Genomic DNA, 14,275 nt, shown 5'->3' with positions numbered 1-14,275 from the left:
GAGGCTCACGGCGTGCCGAAGATCAGGCTCTGGCGGCGCCGGTGGCCGCGCCCCATGAGCGCGAGCAGCACCACGAGCACCGGCCCGGCCAGGCGCCGCAGCTCGGCCAGCTCCTCCGGCTGCGCGTACTGGGCGATCCTCGGCAGGTCGAACCGGACGTCCCCGCCCTTCCTGACCTCGGTCTCGACCTTCTCCCAGTCCGCCTCCGAGACGTACTTGGCGACGACCGGGAAGATCAGCCGCTCCTCCTCCTCGATGTGCTCGTCCAGCAGGTCGGCGAGCGCGGCCAGGGACTTGGCCATCCGCCGGGCCGCCTGCCCGTCGGAGCCGAGCTGGGCCGCGGCCGTCGTGATCTCCTCCAGCAGCGGGTCGAGCGCCGCGTGGTCGTCGGTCAGGTCGCTCAGGTCCACCTCGGCGCCCGCCGAGCGCACGATGACCGGCCACAACACGTTGTCCTCGGCCTGGTGATGGTGGTGGATGCCCGCGCACAGCTTGGCGGTGAACGTCGCGATCGCCCGCAGCCGCTCCTGACCGGCAGGCTGCTCGCCGGCGGCGATCGCGCTCATCACCTCGGCCAGACGGCGGGTGTCCCCGCGCATGGCCCGGTGCGTGATGCGGAAGCCGAGCATGTTGGGTGCCATTTCGGTGCTCCTTCTGTCCGTTTGGCACCAGCGTGGGACGCGGCTCTTAGACGCCTCTTGGTGCCGACTTGGCATGGCGGTAACGCCTGTGGCGGACGGAAATTGAGAGACCCGGCGGCTAGGGTGTGCCGCTATGGACAGGCGATGGGTCGGCCTCGACGGCGTCGAGGTCGTGCCGGTGATGCGGGCGGGCCGGCAGGTGCTGCGGGTGCGCAGGAACGGGTGGCTGGTCGCCGACTGCCGTTCGGTGGCGGAGGTGGCCGCGCACGTCGACCTGGCCGATCTGTGCGAGGTGATCGATCTCGCCGCGCGCCGCGGATCCGGCGGCGCGGTGGAGGCCCGTACGAGTTCGCATCATGGCTGAGTGCCGTGTATGGTTACACCTGTCCGCAGCGAGCGGACAGGCCCCTATAGCTCAGTCGGCAGAGCGTCTCCATGGTAAGGAGAAGGTCAACGGTTCGATTCCGTTTGGGGGCTCGCATTCTGAACAGGCAAAACGCCCGGTCCGAGGAATCTCGGAGCCGGGCGTTTCTCGTTGTCCAGAGCTTTTCGCGATGGATTCGCGATGAGAGCCCATTAACCCGCACGCGAAGTAGGGAATTGGAGTATCTCTCCGCGAGCCTCGAACGGGGCGATCGGCTCCCGCTCTCCGTCACGGAACGGAGCTAGCAACTCGTCCAAGACAGCGACAGGGGAATGGAGACCGAACCACGCCCGTCGCGCGAGCGCGTCCTGCCATAACCGCTCCAGCTGGTCCCGCAACCAAGCCCGCGACTCCCGCGACACATGCGTGTACGTTCCACGCATGCCGCGCATCTCCGGCGAGGCATGCCCCATCCGGTCGTCACGCAATTGCAGAGGCGTCCCCAGATCCATCAGCCACGTGCTGTGCGCGTGCCGAAGGTCGTGCGGGGTCAGCCCTTCCTTGACCGGCAGCCACGACGCGACCGGCGCCCCCTCCGACACGTAGCGGGAGCGGACGAACAGGTCCAGGATCGCCTCCCGCGTCAGATCGTGCGCCTGCTCCTCCGGGATGCCCTGTCGGATGGCGAACGCCACCAACTGGGCGCGAGAGGACGCCGCGTTCACGCCAAGCCCAAGAGGCCGCCGCTGATACCCGCGCAGAGGAGGATGCTCAAACGGCTGCCCAGGAACAGCCGCCGGCCACGCCGGAACGGGAGCTCCCGGCCACGGACTGGCGAGCTCTACAAGGACCGGCTTGTAGGCGGCTTGGTTCTTATCCTCCTTGCGGTTCTTAGCCGTTCCGCGTTTGCCTTTCGACGTCGGGTACCAGCCGTCCGCGGCAGGGTCGAACACCCGTCGGGCGAAGTTGGAGTTGCGGTGGTGGCCGCCACGTTCGCCCAGGAACACGAAGGGGCCGCCACCCTGGCACGGCTGCTCCTCCTGGCCCTCGACCGTCACCGGCTTGCACCGGCACCGCTGGTCCGGATGGGCGGCGATCTGCCGGTTCAGCAGGCTCTGCAGGAACGCGGGCAGGTCGACGTCTCTGTTGCTGTCGTCCTTGGGCGGCCCGAGGTAGAACTTGCCGCTGTCTTCGATGAGCTGCCAGTCGATGCGGAGGCGGCCGAGCTTGACATACTCACGCTGCAGGCCGATGAGTTCGCCGTACCGGAGCGCCCCCCAGGCCGCCAAGAGACCTGCGATGGTCTCGTCGTCGCGCCCGGACAGCACTCCCATGCGCTCGGCCAGGCAGAGCGCTTCGAACGGCGTGATGGCGGTCTTCTCCCGGCCGCGGCCCGCAGTACCGACGCCGGAGCGGCGCCCACGGTGCCGCTGCCGCAGCGCAGGGTTCGAGCCGATCAGACCTTCGGTGACTGCGTCGCCGAGGAGCGTAGCGAGCCTGGTGCGAGCGCCGGATGCGACGCCGTCGCGGGCGTACCCGGCCTTGAGCATGCGCTGCTCCCAGGCGTTGACGTCGCTGGCCTTGATGTCGGCGAGCTTCCAGTGCCCCCACTCCGGCAGGACGTGGGCGCGGAACAGGTAGGCATAGTTGCCGCGGGATCTCAGGCCGACGTCGAGCCCTTCCCACCAGCGAGCGAACCACTCGTTGACGGTCACGCCGTCGTCTGCCTGCTCAGGTTCGGGCTCTGGGGCAGGCTTCTTGCGCTTGCGAGAGTAGTCGGGGGCGAGTCCCCGGCGTTCGAGGTCCTCCATCCACTCGCCCCAGCGCTCGGCCTCCTCGCCGTCTTTCCAGTACTCGCTCGTGTCGGGGTGGCGGGACTTGGTTCCGAAAGTGCCGTCTGCTCTCTTCCAGCGCGCGACGATCCGGCCGTCAGCGCGCACTTGATGGAACGCCATGGGGGAGCTCCTTGAGGGTGAGGGATTAGGCGCAGGCTAGCCGAGCAGGCACAGATCCAGCAGCGGATCCAGGTCAACCTCCACCACGCCGTCGCAGTCCTGAGCCGCGGCCACCGTGGGCTCCGGAGTGGGTTCCGGTTGAGCGGTGGGCTGCGGGGACGGTGGCGTGGTGGCTGGTGGCGCTGCGCTTCTCTCGCGCGAGTCTGCGTCGCCGTGGCGGCCATCGGGTTCTGCGGTCTTGGGCGAAGCAGTCGGCTTCGTCGTGTGAGCGCGCGGCGATGTGGCAGGGGCGGCTGTGGAGGACGACCTCGGGGTGGTCACGAGTCTCGGCGGGGGCGCCGTCGAAGGAGGCGGCTCGTCCTCGCCATCTGCCTGCCCGGCGGTGGTTCGCCGGCGTGACGGCTTTGCAGGTGTGGACGGAACCGCGGTGATCGTGACTGGGGGCAGCGGAGGAAGAGTGACGATCCTCTCGGCAGTGATGGGAGGCGCGGGGGCCACGTCGTGCCGAGTCACGTCCGTCATTACTGCTGCGCCGGCGATGACAACTGCGGCAGTACTGGCCGCCGCTAGGGCGATCTGTCGTTGCGCTGACTCGGCGGCCCATTCGCGGAGCCAGGCGAGCCCGGTGATGCCGCCAAGCCACACGATCACCTTCTTGATCGCTTTCTTGGCGGCGGGGTCGTCGATATTGACGATCACAATGGGGTTGTCTTCTTCGTCGATCTCTACAGACATGGCGGCGATTTCTGGCTCTAACCGCTCACGCCTGTATTCGTGCACGTTGTCGCGCTGGTTCTCGGTCACGGGAGCTGCTCCCGTGCCCGAATGGCGGTCTCGCGTATGCAACGCCAGACCGCTGCTTCTCGGCGAGGGTTTCGTTTTCCCTGGGAATAGAGGTTGGCTTTGATCGTCATGCCGTCGTGGTAGACGATCACAGTAGGGTCGACGCCCTTAGGGGACCGTAGGGCGTGCGTGATCTGCTCGGGGACCTCCTCCCCTTGGGCGCCGATGCTGGCCCGGCGTCTGGCTTCGTCGAGTTCTAGTTCGGTGGAGGCCACCACCTGTGCGAGGGCTCGTTCGCGCGCTGAGGATCGGCTGATGTGCCGTAACGCGCGTCGGATCAGGCTGTTGTAGGAGGGATTGGTAGAAGGAGCTTCGTTGCTCGGGGACGTCATCAAACGTCCGCACCTCCCCTTGATGCGTACTTTTGTGCTATCCCTCGCCTTTATGAGCTGTCGGGACCTTTATGTGACGCCTGGGCCCCGTGAGTGGTCTATGCCCCGCACGTGATTGTGGTCATTCTGTGACAATAAGTGTCGCGCTTGCCCTAGTTTCGGACAGGTATTCCGCCGTCACGCGCCCTTCTGTTGAGAAGCTCCGTTCTCCAAGTCGTCACGATCACGCTCAGCGGTCAGGGCGTCGACCTTCTTATTGAGCTGTCGGATCTCTTCCTGCATCGATGCCAGATAACGGAGCATCGCGGCCTCTTTGGGGGTGGGGTCCTCGATGTCGGCCAGGTGGGACGGAAGGGCCGGCGCTTCGACCTGAGGCGGGGCGGGGAAGGGGATGGCGTCCTCGGTGGAGTAGCCGGCGGCAGCCGTCAGGTCGGCTGGGCCGAGGCGTAGTTGGGGATGTCGGTCTCTGAGTGCGGCGCCGAGGCCGGTGAGCGTCTCGAACCTTGGCCGGGTGGCGCCGCTGTACCAGCGACTCACCTGTGAGGGGTTGATCCCCACTAGTGCAGCGAGCTGTGCTTTGTTCAGGCCAGTCTCGTCAAGGATGCGGTCGATGAGCGCCTTGAAACGGTCGGCTGGCCAGTCAGGCGTCTTGACCATGTGCATGACGATAGAGCCTTGCGCAAGCCTTGTCTAGCTTGCGTCCGGCGCAAGGGTACTGGTCAGACCCTATATGCAGACCGTTTCCCCTTCCTTACAGCTTCATGACTCCGACGATCATGCACATGAGCCTTGCGCAAGGCGCATGCACGTGACTAATGTGGCTTGCACGCAAGGAAAGGAGGGAAACATGGCACCCACCATCCGCATCCGCCAAGGCGTCAACGACCTGCTCATGAAGCGCTTCAAGTGCTCCACATCGCGGGAAGTGGCCGAACGAGTCGGCGTGAACGAAGCCACATGGAGTCGAGCGGTTCGAGGGTTGTCGTCCCCTGGCCCCAAGCTGTTCGGCTTGCTGCTTCAGATCGACGGACTCAAGTTCGGGGACATATTCGAGGTCTGCCACGTGCCCGAGAAGGAGTCGGCGTGACTCCGCCAGTCAGGTACGACGTGCGCCAGGCCGCCGCCCTCATCGGCAAAAGCCCAAGCTGGATGTACCAGCAGGGCGCGGCCGGCAACATCCCTCGCAGCAAGCTCGGCCATCACGTGTTCTGGACCGAGGCGCAGATCGCCCAGATCATCGCCGGGGCCGCCCAGGAGCCGAAGCAGGCCAAGCCGCGCGAGCAGTCCAAGGCGCAGCGGCGCGAGCAGGCTCCGCCCAAGCGCACCACGCAGCGCAAGCGCCCGCCGGCGTCCACGAACCCGAACGTGCCGGTCGCCGACTTCACGGTGTCCCGCCTCTACCGCAGCGAGGGGGCGGCATGAGCGACATCCAGCCCTTCCGCTTTCCGGTCACTGGCCAGGTCGTCAGGTCGATTCTGCTTGACGGCGAGCCGTGGTTCGTCGGCAAGGACGCGGCGACCATCCTGGCGTACGCCAACACCCGCAAGGCGATCAAGGACCACGTTCCTGCACGTCATAAGGGGGGTAACGAATCGTTCCCCCTCGCTGAGCTGGGCCTCGACCCGCAGACGGTCCTGATCTCCGAGGCTGGCCTCTACCGGCTCATCATGCGGAGCAACACGACGTTCGCTGAGCAGTTTCAGGACTGGGTCACGGATGAGGTGTTGCCGGCCATCCGCAGGGCGGGCTCGTACTTGGTGCAGCCGCAGTTCGAGATCCCCCGCACGTACGCCGACGCGCTGGAGCTTGCCGCCCGGCAGGCTCGCGCGATCGACAAGGCGAACGAGCGGATCGGCGAGCTGGAGCCGAAGGCGTCGTCGTGGGACGTGCTCGCGTCCGCGCATGGCGACTACTCGGTGCGCGAGGCCGCGTTCGTCCTCAACCGTGACCCGGCCATCTCGACCGGCCAGAACCGGCTGTTCCAGACGCTGCGCGACCTCAAGTTGATCGACTCGCGGGATATCCCGTACGCCGCTCACGAGCGGCACGTCCAGCTCCGGTCCCGCTCGTACAAGAACCCGCGGACGCATGAGGAGCAGTTGACGCAGCAGGTCCGGCTGACGGTCGACGGGCTGCGCTACCTGCACAAGAAGCTCGGCGGTACCGCTCCGTTCTCTTCCCTGATCGGAGACGCCGCATGAGCCGCGCTGAGCGCTTCCGCTTCCAGGTGATCGCCGGCTGGCGTGTCGGCTGCATCGAGCGCCGCCAGGCCGACGCCAGCGAGTACGTGGGCCGTCACCACAAGCCCTGCAAGTAAGCGCGAGGCCAGCCGGACAGGGCTGACCTCGCTGACCACCCGCTCAACCGCAAGTCGGACCACGACAAGAGAGCGAGCAAGTCATGAACAAGATACCGCCCACCCTGAAGGACTGGCAGCGCCAGATCGAGTTCTTCGAGTGGATGAAGCGCGAGACGCCCAGCGTGTACGAGGCCGTCGTCACGGTGATCGAGCAGCGCACGGAGCAGGCCCAATGAGCCCCGCCCTGGAGGCGCTCGCCGCCTTCGTCTACGAGCACCAGTACGACGACGGAGGTCCTCGCCTGCGCACGTCGCTGCTCACCGCGATCCTCGCCGACCAGTACGGCCTTACCCCAGCCAGAGCGGTGCGCGTCGCCGACGGCGTCGAGGACGACGACAACATCCGCGCGGCCGGCGATCTGCGCGACCAGCTGATCGATCAGGCGCGGCGCGCTGACCTGGCCGCTCAGATGGGTGAAGAGGTGGCGGCGTGACTCTCATCTCTGTCATCCCCAGCCCGATCGGTGTCCTACGCGGAACGATCGATGTGCTCAAGGAGCGGGGCCGCGCCTTCGGGGACTACGAGTACGACGGCCGGTGCTGCGTGCTCGGCGCGATGGGTGTCGCCGCCGGGTACACCCCGTACTACTGGTCGGAGCTCCAGGACACGGACCCGGACGAGTACGAGCCAGTCGATGACGTGCTGGTGAGTGCGGGCCAGCTACTGGCCCAGGTCATCGATCCGGACATCCGCGCTGACCAGCTCGACGCCGGCAGCCTGATCGACCTGGTCAGCGGATGGAATGACGGGCCGAAGACGCTCGACCTCAGCCTCGACCCGGAATACCAGACCGCGCCTACCGACGCCGCGGTGTTCGAGGCGCTGGCTGAGGCTGCCCGTCTCGCCGAGCAGGCGGGAGCGGCACATGCCTGAGCAGGAGTTCATCATCCGCGCCCTGCTGGAGTACGAGTACCGCGTCACCGCCGAATCCGCCGACGACGCCGAGCTGCTCATGGATGAAGGCGAACTCGACGGCATGGGCGAGTGCGTCGGATACCGCGTCGAGGCGGTCGTCCCGGGCGACAAGCGCGGCCACACCTGGTGGGACGAAGACGACCTCCGGGCCCGCTGCGAGTGCGGGCACCTGGTCGTCAACGAGCACACCGGCCGGAAGTTCGGGGAGTGGGAGCCGAGCAAGACGTTCACGCAGCAATGCAGCGCCTATGGGTGCGACTGCCTGACACCCATCGAGGTGAAGGCGTCATGACCTCCAACTGGCTGTCCATCACTGACGCCGCCACACAGATGCGCCTCACCGAGCACGACGTGCGCGAGCTGGCCGTGACCGGCGCCCTGCACTCCCGTCTGGACGTGGACCGGCGGGAGGTGTGCGCCGGCGCTGTAGCCGCCTGGCGCGAGCACTCCCGCCCCCTCCAGACCTACACCCCCAACGACGAGAGAGACGAGCAGCAGTGACCTTCACGTTCGAGCCGGCGACCAAGGACGATCGGCGCGACTTGCGGCGCTGGCACATCGACGCCTCGCGCGAAGCCGATCGCTTCATGAGCAAGATCCGCGTGACAGACGGGGGCTGCTGGGAGTGGACCCGAGGCCGCCAGTTGGCCGGTTACGGCTACTTCAACATGGGCGGACGCAGCCTCCTCGCGCATCGCGCCTCGCTGATGCTCTGGGCTCCCGACATGGAGATCAACGGCCTCCAGGTGGATCACCTCTGCCGGAACAAGCCCTGCGTGAACCCCTGGCATCTGGAGCCGGTCACGCAGGTGGAGAACCTACGCCGTCAGGGAGAGGCCATCACCCACTGCCCCCGGGGCCACGAGTACACCCCCGAGAACACATACCGCTCACCCAAGCAGCCGAGGTGTCGTCGCTGCGTGACCTGCGCAAGGGAGCGCCAGCGCAAGGGAGGTGTGGCCTGATGGCGATCAGGACCCGTAGGCCCACGGGTGCGGTGCCGTGGCCGCTGATCCTCCTGGAGGGCGGCGAGAAAGCTGGCAAGAGCTGGGCCGCGGCCGAACTGTCCGCGTCGGAGAAGGTCGGCCAGACGTACTGGATCGACCTCAATGAGGGCGCTGCCGACGAGTACGGTGCCATCCCCGGAGCCCGCTACCTAGTGGTCGAGCACGACGGCACCTGGCAGGACATCATCGGCCAGGTCGCCGAGATCCGGCAGGAGGCCGCCCGCGCCGCCGCCGCTGGTGAACCGCCCGTGGTGCTGGTCATCGACTCGATGACCGCCGAGTGGGACCTGCTGAAGGACTGGGCGGCGAACCGCGCCAAGGGGTCGAGGTCGAACCAGCAGCGGCTTCAGCGTGACCCCAACGCTGAGGTGCAGATCCCGATGAACCTCTGGAACGACGCCACGGCGAGGCACCGCCGCCTCATGACGATGCTGATGACCTTCCCCGGGATCGTGGTCATGACCGCCCGAGGCAAAGAGGTCGCCTCGCTGGACAGCTCGGGCAGGCCGGTCGAGGGCAGCAAGGACTACAAGGTGGAGGGGCACAAGAACCTCTCCTACGACGCGTCCGTGTGGGTGCGCCTGTCCCGCGACCACCCGCCGATCGTGGTGGGAGCCCGCTCTGTCCACGCCGGCATCAAGCCGGGCGTGGACAAGCCACAGCCGATGCCTGACTTCACGCTGGAGCGGCTCATCTTCGACGCGCTCAAGTGCGACCCGTCCGCGGCGAACGTGCGCGACATGACGGAGATGAAGCCGGGCGCTGAGTCGCCTGACCTGGACAACCTGTCCGAGTCTGCGCGGAAGCTGCTCGGCGAGGCCGAGAACGCCGCCAACGTCGACGCCCTGCGTGGCGTGTGGGCTGCGATCAACCCGCTGCTGAAGGCGAGGGAGATCAGCGACGCGGAGGCCGCGTACGTGAACCAGCGGATCCAGCAGCTCAACCACGAGATGAGCGCCGAGTCGAACGGGGCTGCCGCGTGATCTCCAACGATGTGGCGCTGGCCGAGGTCGTGCTCAAGGTCATTACCGCCCGTCTGAAGCAGGCCAAGGACAACGCTGATGCTGAGCTCCGTCAGACCGCCCTGCCGGGGGACCGCACGAACGCGGTCCTCCCGGACGGGACAGTCGCCGGGGCAGTCACTCAGGCGAAGGGCCGCGTGTCCGCCCGGGTGACGGACCGGGACAAGTTCGTCGCCTGGGTGGCCATGCACTACCCGGGTGAGGTCGAGGAGGTTACGTCCACGTCGGTCCGGCCGGCGTTCGAGAAGAAGATCCTGGACGACTGCAAACGCCACGGGCACCCCGTCGACACGGACGGCTCGGAGGTCGCCGGCGTCGAGGTCGGTGTCGGTGACCCGTACTCGATCACGAAGGTCGCCGACGGGGCGGAGGACGCCATCGCTGCCGCCTACCGGTCTGGGCAGGTCACGGAAGCGCTGGAGCGGTTCCTGCAGCCCGCTATCGAAGCGGGGGAGCAGTGAAGCCCGGCGGGCCGCTGAAGCGGTACACGGAGCTGAAGCCGAAGAAGCCCATGCCGCGGGGCAAGGGCTTCAAGACCGCCCCGAACCCGCCGAAGCGGAGCGCCTCCAAGCAGGCCAAGACCAACCGCGGCCTGGACGCGCTGAAGGTCCAGGCTCGTCGCCGCGACAACGACACGTGCGTGATGTGCGGCGTCGTCCTGAACGGCGGCGGCAACGTCCACCACCGGCGCAATCGGGGGCAGGGCGGCTCACGTGCGGCGAACGTCATCTCCAACTTGATCACCTTGTGCGGTACGCCCGTCTCGGGCTGCCACGGCGAGGTGACGCTCAAGCCGTGGGAGTGCCAAGCGGCAGCGTACGGGTGGGTGTTGTCCACGAACGGCACGACCGACCCGGCTACCGAGCCGGTGATGGTCGCCTGGCTCGGCTGGGCGCTCCCGCTCCCTGACGGGACGTGGCTGCGGGTCGACGACGTCGAGGCGGTGGCGTCGTGAAGGCGAACCTGCCCTGCCCCACCTGCGGCCCTGTGGTTCAGCACGAGATCGATGGTGACGACGCCGCCTGCCTGTCCTGCGGGGTCGTCCACTCGGTCGAACTGGACCTGCTCGAAGGCGTGGTCGAGGTGGCGTTCTGCCCCACCTGCCGGCAGACGATGCCGGTCGGTCACGAGTGCGACCCGACGCCGTGCCTGCGCAGGACCGGCCTGTACCCGTGCGGGACCTGTGAGGCGTGCCTCTCCGCCCAGGGAGCCGATCTCGCCCGCGGTGCCGAGTACGAGCACGGCAGCCCCTCCGACATCGACCATCCCGCCTAAGGAGGCAGCCATGATCATGCCCACTCCTACGCCTCCCAAGGACGGCTGTCTCAACGTCTGGTTCGCGATCTGCGCCGTGATCGCCCTGGTGGTTCTGGGTGTCGGCCTGTGGGCCGTGATCGCCGTTGTGAACCACTTCACCGCCTGACCTCTGATCTTCCGCTTCCCTCGCCCCGACCTATCGGGGGACGGGGCGAGGGGGCGGCTCTCCCAAGACTCACTTCTGACCAGGAGCTTCAATGTCTCGCAAGGATCAGCTCACCGCCCCGATGCCTCCCGTGGTGTTCGCCACCCAGCAGGCAGCGGAGAAGGTCGTCGGCGACCTGAAGTCGCTGTTCAACCAGGCCGCCCACCACGCCGAGTCGCAGGGCACTCTCGCCGTGCAGAAGAGCGAGGAGATCCGCGTCCTCCAGCAGGAGGTCAACGAGCGGATGGCGTGGATTTCGCAGAAGCAGACCGAACTGGACCAGTTCGAGGCCGAGTCGCGTGCGGCGCGGGACGTCGCCCGAGGGTACGCCGACATGCTCGCGGCTGCTGGGGTTCACGTCCCTCCGCCGGGCGGGGAGCAGTCGTGGGACCCGGACGGGAACATCGCCCGTCTGGGGGCCGCGCACGACGAGCTGGAGCGGGTTGGGGGGCACTCGTGACCCGCTTATTCGCCCGCCACTCTGGCCGGCACCGCCGTCACGGGTCGCTCACCGGATGGGCCAGCCTCGCCCAGTTCCGTCCGGCAGTGGTCTTCCCTCGCCGCCGGGCCCCGCTCGCGATGGTCCCGCTCGCGGACGAGGACCTGGTCCCGTTCGCCCCCGAGCCCTTCCGCCGCAACCCCTACGAGGAGACCTCCCGATGAGCGAGATCACCCCCGAGACAGTCGCCGCCGCGCTGGCGGTGTACGGCTGCCGCGGATACGACGAGCGGCTGGCCCACTGGGTCGCCTGCGACGCCATCGGGAGCACCGTTCGAGTGTCGGTCAGTCGCGTGGACGACGACGGAGAAGACGTTGACACTCGGTGCTTCCGGGCGGTCGTCGTCGAGGGCGAGACGGACCCGATCGTGCTGCCCGCCGGAGCTGCCGCCGACTACATCAACGGCGATGACGGATACCACTGGCTGACCTGCGGCACCTGCGAGACCCCGCTGATGGAGGTTCAGGCAGGAACGCACCTGGTCGAGATGGTTCAGGCGATCTCCTCCCACACGTGCGCTGAGCCGGGCGGTGAGTGATGGACGTGCTCCGCAACCTCGCCGACTGGATCACGCTCGCCAACGCCGCCTCCGGGGGGACGCTCCTCCCGGTCACGGCCGGCGTCCTGGCCCTGGTCCTGATCGCCGCGATCTCGTGGATGTGGCGCCGCTCCCGCCCTGTGGAGGAGATGGCGGACCCGGAGTTCAACCCGGGCTTGGACCGTCATCAGAGGCTCCTGCGCGCCGTGCTCAAGGGCGAGGCCGACCTCTACGACGTGTTCGAGGAGGACCGGTGACTGGGCCGTACTGGAGCGACGACACCGTCACGCTGTACGTGGGGGACTGCCGCGAGGTGCTAGTCGGGATGCCCGACGCCAGCGTTGACGCCGTCGTCACTGACCCTCCCTACGGCCTGGAATTCATGGGCGCGGAGTGGGACACCTTCAAGCCTGGCGGCAAGCAGCCTCTGATCGGCGCCAGCGACGGGACGCCGTTCCGCCGCCACACCGGTACCCCTTCCTGGGCCGCTTCCGGCAACCCGGTGTGCCGCAACTGCGGCGGCACCAAGTACGACCGCACGCGCCCGAACGGTTGCTCCTGCGCGCGCCCAAACTTTCCGAACGAGGCCGCGGCCCACATGAGGGCGTTCCAGTCATGGTGTGAGCCGTGGGCAGCCGAGTGCCTCCGCGTGCTCAAGCCCGGTGCGCACCTGTTGGCGTTCGGCGGCACCCGCACCTATCACCGGCTCGCTGCCGCGATCGAGGACGTCGGGTTCGAGATCAGGGACAGCCTGCACTGGATCTACGGCTCAGGGTTCAGCAAGGGCATCAGCGTGGCCAAGGCCATGGAGAGGGCGTTCGGCGACGGAGCGGCTTGGGAGGGGTGGAACACGACGTTGAAGCCCGCCCACGAACCCATCATCCTCGCGCGCAAGCCGCCGGCCGGAACCATCGCCGCCAACGTGACCAGATACGGCGTGGGTGCGATCAACATCGCCGCCTGTCGCATCGCGCCGACCGGAGAGTCCCGTCCCCGCGTCGGTGAGGCTTCGCAGGAGACCCGCTACACCGACCGGGGCGGCACGAACTTCGCTCCCCTGCCGGGAGTACGCGGCGGGGCCCCTGAGGGCCGCTGGCCGACCAACCTCGTCTTCTCGCACAGCGCCCTGTGCGTCGACGAAGGGGCGTGCGAGCCGGACTGCCCGGTCGCCGAACTCGACCGGCAGAGCGGCGTCCGGCGCGCGGGTGGCGACATCCGGGATACCGAGGTGTCGCAGCCAGGCGGAGGGGCGACCTACTCCGGGATCTGGGGGCGCCACAACGTGACCAAACGCCGTGACGACGGCGGCGCCTCCCGCTTCTTCCCGACCTTCCGCTACGAGGCCAAGGCCGGAAGCGCCGAACGGCCGAAGCTCGACGACGGCACCGCTCACGCCACCGTGAAGCCCCTCAGCCTCATGCGCTGGCTTGTGCGTCTCGTGACCCCTCCCGGCGGCGTCGTGCTGGACCCCTTCGCAGGGTCCGGCACCACGGGGGAGGCGTGCGTCCTGGAGGGCTTCCGCGCCGTCCTGATCGAGCTGGAGCCGCCCCACGCCGAGCTGATCCGCCGGCGGCTGTCGAAACCGCTGCAGCCTTCCCTTGACCTGTTCGCCGTCCCCACCCGAGACGAGGAGGAGACCCGTGGCAACGCCTAACTGGTCCTGGCAGGAGCGTGCACGCTGCCGCGGCGAGGACCTGGTGCTTTTCTTCGGCCCCGAGGGGGAGCGTCAGCCCGAGCGTGACGTCCGCGAATGGAAGGCCATGCTCCTGTGCCGGAGCTGCCCCGTCCGCACCGCCTGCCTCAACTACGCCCTCGACCTGCCCGAGAAGTACGGGGTATGGGGCGGGCTGAGCGAAGAAGAACGCGCCACCCAGCGTCGCCGGCGCATGAGGTACGCGACCACCCACCCCGAACCCGTTCCCGCGTCGACCGTGGACGAGAAGGAGTGCCACAGCTGCCTGGAGAAGCTGCCCGCGGCCGACTTCCCGCGGGACCGGCGCTCGAAGGACGGCCTGAACTCCCAGTGCAAGGACTGCGCGAACGAGGCAGGGCGTCGACGCCGGCAAGGGGCCAAGCAGGCGGTGGCGTCGTGACGCTCGCTCTGCACGCCCTGGTGGCCGAGCTGAGAGACCGCCGCTATGAGCTCGGCTGGACACAGCAAGCAGTTGCCCGGCGCTTGCACGTCTCACAGAACGCGGTCTCCCAGTGGGAGAGCGGCAGGAGTTTGCCGCCGCTGGACCGGCTGGAGTCGTACGCGGCGGTGTTGGGGTTGCGGGTGGCGCTGATCCCTGCCGACGCCGTGAAGGACGCGGTTCGGCTTAGGGCGGCGTCGTGAAGG

At 67.9% G+C, this 14,275-nt stretch carries 26 protein-coding genes and 1 tRNA gene; 23 read left to right on the top strand and 4 right to left on the bottom strand.

The features are described from left to right. Positions 1-5 precede the first annotated feature (5 nt). Positions 6-641, bottom strand: a complete 636-nt coding sequence (locus ACWEJ6_RS21340; protein WP_387679750.1) for a hemerythrin domain-containing protein — start codon at positions 639-641, stop codon at positions 6-8. Between the two features lie 133 nt (positions 642-774). On the opposite strand from ACWEJ6_RS21340, the gene ACWEJ6_RS21335 reads away from it, so the two are divergent. Both ACWEJ6_RS21335 and ACWEJ6_RS21330 read left to right on the top strand, forming a co-directional pair. Continuing rightward, entirely contained in the window at positions 775-1,005 is a 231-nt protein-coding gene (locus ACWEJ6_RS21335) for a transposase (protein ID WP_452425615.1), read from the top strand. A 40-nt stretch (positions 1,006-1,045) separates the two neighbouring features. Then, positions 1,046-1,118, top strand: a tRNA-Thr gene (locus ACWEJ6_RS21330). A gap of 99 nt (positions 1,119-1,217) precedes the next feature. Here ACWEJ6_RS21330 and ACWEJ6_RS21325 read toward each other — a convergent pair. From ACWEJ6_RS21325 to ACWEJ6_RS21315, 3 genes are all read right to left on the bottom strand, one after another. Beyond that, positions 1,218-2,960, bottom strand: coding sequence for a hypothetical protein (locus ACWEJ6_RS21325; RefSeq protein WP_452425613.1), 1,743 nt, complete (start codon positions 2,958-2,960; stop codon positions 1,218-1,220). Between the two features lie 36 nt (positions 2,961-2,996). Continuing rightward, positions 2,997-3,764, bottom strand: a complete 768-nt coding sequence (locus ACWEJ6_RS21320) for a hypothetical protein (protein WP_452425611.1) — start codon at positions 3,762-3,764, stop codon at positions 2,997-2,999. Positions 3,765-4,312: 548 nt separating this feature from the next. After that, positions 4,313-4,792: a helix-turn-helix domain-containing protein gene (locus ACWEJ6_RS21315; RefSeq protein WP_452425609.1), complete on the bottom strand. Its 480-nt coding sequence runs from the start codon at positions 4,790-4,792 to the stop codon at positions 4,313-4,315. Positions 4,793-4,982: 190 nt separating this feature from the next. Here ACWEJ6_RS21315 and ACWEJ6_RS21310 point away from each other — a divergent pair, with 190 nt between their 5' ends. The 21 genes from ACWEJ6_RS21310 to ACWEJ6_RS21210 all read left to right on the top strand — a co-directional run bounded on the left by ACWEJ6_RS21310 (position 4,983) and on the right by ACWEJ6_RS21210 (position 14,272). Next, the gene (locus ACWEJ6_RS21310) at positions 4,983-5,222 is read left to right on the top strand and encodes a hypothetical protein (RefSeq protein WP_452425606.1); all 240 of its coding nucleotides are present in this window, start codon (positions 4,983-4,985) and stop codon (positions 5,220-5,222) included. Beyond that, the gene (locus tag ACWEJ6_RS21305) at positions 5,219-5,557 is read left to right on the top strand and encodes a helix-turn-helix transcriptional regulator (protein ID WP_452425604.1); all 339 of its coding nucleotides are present in this window, start codon (positions 5,219-5,221) and stop codon (positions 5,555-5,557) included. The genes ACWEJ6_RS21310 and ACWEJ6_RS21305 overlap by 4 nt, the downstream gene beginning before the upstream one ends. Next, a complete protein-coding gene (locus ACWEJ6_RS21300) occupies positions 5,554-6,336 on the top strand; it encodes a phage antirepressor (RefSeq protein ID WP_452425602.1) in 783 nt (260 codons plus the stop codon). The genes ACWEJ6_RS21305 and ACWEJ6_RS21300 overlap by 4 nt, the downstream gene beginning before the upstream one ends. A 199-nt stretch (positions 6,337-6,535) precedes the next feature. Beyond that, positions 6,536-6,670, top strand: coding sequence for a hypothetical protein (locus tag ACWEJ6_RS21295; protein WP_452425600.1), 135 nt, complete (start codon positions 6,536-6,538; stop codon positions 6,668-6,670). Then, positions 6,667-6,927 carry a hypothetical protein gene (locus ACWEJ6_RS21290; protein WP_452425598.1) on the top strand — a complete coding sequence of 87 codons (261 nt, stop codon included), beginning with the start codon at positions 6,667-6,669 and terminating at the stop codon, positions 6,925-6,927. The genes ACWEJ6_RS21295 and ACWEJ6_RS21290 overlap by 4 nt, the downstream gene beginning before the upstream one ends. After that, on the top strand, positions 6,924-7,367 hold the full coding sequence (locus tag ACWEJ6_RS21285; RefSeq protein ID WP_452425596.1) for a DUF6197 family protein: 444 nt from the start codon (positions 6,924-6,926) through the stop codon (positions 7,365-7,367). The genes ACWEJ6_RS21290 and ACWEJ6_RS21285 overlap by 4 nt, the downstream gene beginning before the upstream one ends. Then, positions 7,360-7,701: a hypothetical protein gene (locus ACWEJ6_RS21280; RefSeq protein ID WP_452425595.1), complete on the top strand. Its 342-nt coding sequence runs from the start codon at positions 7,360-7,362 to the stop codon at positions 7,699-7,701. Before ACWEJ6_RS21285 ends, ACWEJ6_RS21280 begins: the two co-directional genes overlap by 8 nt. Further along, the gene (locus tag ACWEJ6_RS21275) at positions 7,698-7,910 is read left to right on the top strand and encodes a hypothetical protein (protein WP_452425593.1); all 213 of its coding nucleotides are present in this window, start codon (positions 7,698-7,700) and stop codon (positions 7,908-7,910) included. The genes ACWEJ6_RS21280 and ACWEJ6_RS21275 overlap by 4 nt, the downstream gene beginning before the upstream one ends. After that, the gene (locus ACWEJ6_RS21270; RefSeq protein WP_452425591.1) at positions 7,907-8,374 is read left to right on the top strand and encodes a hypothetical protein; all 468 of its coding nucleotides are present in this window, start codon (positions 7,907-7,909) and stop codon (positions 8,372-8,374) included. The genes ACWEJ6_RS21275 and ACWEJ6_RS21270 overlap by 4 nt, the downstream gene beginning before the upstream one ends. Further along, positions 8,374-9,399 carry an AAA family ATPase gene (locus ACWEJ6_RS21265; protein ID WP_452425589.1) on the top strand — a complete coding sequence of 342 codons (1,026 nt, stop codon included), beginning with the start codon at positions 8,374-8,376 and terminating at the stop codon, positions 9,397-9,399. Before ACWEJ6_RS21270 ends, ACWEJ6_RS21265 begins: the two co-directional genes overlap by 1 nt. After that, positions 9,396-9,899 (top strand): hypothetical protein, encoded by a 504-nt coding sequence (locus ACWEJ6_RS21260; protein WP_452425587.1) that lies wholly within the window; start codon positions 9,396-9,398, stop codon positions 9,897-9,899. Before ACWEJ6_RS21265 ends, ACWEJ6_RS21260 begins: the two co-directional genes overlap by 4 nt. Further along, on the top strand, positions 9,896-10,393 hold the full coding sequence (locus ACWEJ6_RS21255) for a hypothetical protein (protein ID WP_452425585.1): 498 nt from the start codon (positions 9,896-9,898) through the stop codon (positions 10,391-10,393). Before ACWEJ6_RS21260 ends, ACWEJ6_RS21255 begins: the two co-directional genes overlap by 4 nt. Next, positions 10,390-10,713 carry a hypothetical protein gene (locus ACWEJ6_RS21250; protein ID WP_452425583.1) on the top strand — a complete coding sequence of 108 codons (324 nt, stop codon included), beginning with the start codon at positions 10,390-10,392 and terminating at the stop codon, positions 10,711-10,713. Before ACWEJ6_RS21255 ends, ACWEJ6_RS21250 begins: the two co-directional genes overlap by 4 nt. A gap of 10 nt (positions 10,714-10,723) precedes the next feature. Beyond that, positions 10,724-10,861, top strand: coding sequence for a hypothetical protein (locus tag ACWEJ6_RS21245; RefSeq protein ID WP_452425581.1), 138 nt, complete (start codon positions 10,724-10,726; stop codon positions 10,859-10,861). Positions 10,862-10,952: 91 nt separating this feature from the next. Beyond that, complete coding sequence (locus tag ACWEJ6_RS21240) at positions 10,953-11,360, top strand: hypothetical protein (protein WP_452425578.1); 408 nt, start codon at positions 10,953-10,955, stop codon at positions 11,358-11,360. Next, a complete protein-coding gene (locus ACWEJ6_RS21235; protein ID WP_452425577.1) occupies positions 11,357-11,563 on the top strand; it encodes a hypothetical protein in 207 nt (68 codons plus the stop codon). Before ACWEJ6_RS21240 ends, ACWEJ6_RS21235 begins: the two co-directional genes overlap by 4 nt. Then, positions 11,560-11,937, top strand: coding sequence for a hypothetical protein (locus tag ACWEJ6_RS21230; RefSeq protein ID WP_452425575.1), 378 nt, complete (start codon positions 11,560-11,562; stop codon positions 11,935-11,937). Before ACWEJ6_RS21235 ends, ACWEJ6_RS21230 begins: the two co-directional genes overlap by 4 nt. Then, complete coding sequence (locus ACWEJ6_RS21225) at positions 11,937-12,194, top strand: hypothetical protein (protein ID WP_452425573.1); 258 nt, start codon at positions 11,937-11,939, stop codon at positions 12,192-12,194. The genes ACWEJ6_RS21230 and ACWEJ6_RS21225 overlap by 1 nt, the downstream gene beginning before the upstream one ends. Further along, positions 12,191-13,591, top strand: a complete 1,401-nt coding sequence (locus ACWEJ6_RS21220) for a DNA-methyltransferase (RefSeq protein WP_452425571.1) — start codon at positions 12,191-12,193, stop codon at positions 13,589-13,591. The genes ACWEJ6_RS21225 and ACWEJ6_RS21220 overlap by 4 nt, the downstream gene beginning before the upstream one ends. Beyond that, positions 13,578-14,030: a WhiB family transcriptional regulator gene (locus tag ACWEJ6_RS21215; RefSeq protein ID WP_452425569.1), complete on the top strand. Its 453-nt coding sequence runs from the start codon at positions 13,578-13,580 to the stop codon at positions 14,028-14,030. Before ACWEJ6_RS21220 ends, ACWEJ6_RS21215 begins: the two co-directional genes overlap by 14 nt. Continuing rightward, positions 14,027-14,272, top strand: coding sequence for a helix-turn-helix domain-containing protein (locus tag ACWEJ6_RS21210; protein WP_452425567.1), 246 nt, complete (start codon positions 14,027-14,029; stop codon positions 14,270-14,272). The genes ACWEJ6_RS21215 and ACWEJ6_RS21210 overlap by 4 nt, the downstream gene beginning before the upstream one ends. Positions 14,273-14,275: the final 3 nt, after the last annotated feature.

The sequence above is a fragment of the Nonomuraea sp. NPDC004702 genome (assembly GCF_053601695.1).
This window is presented reverse-complemented; position numbering and strand designations above follow the sequence as displayed.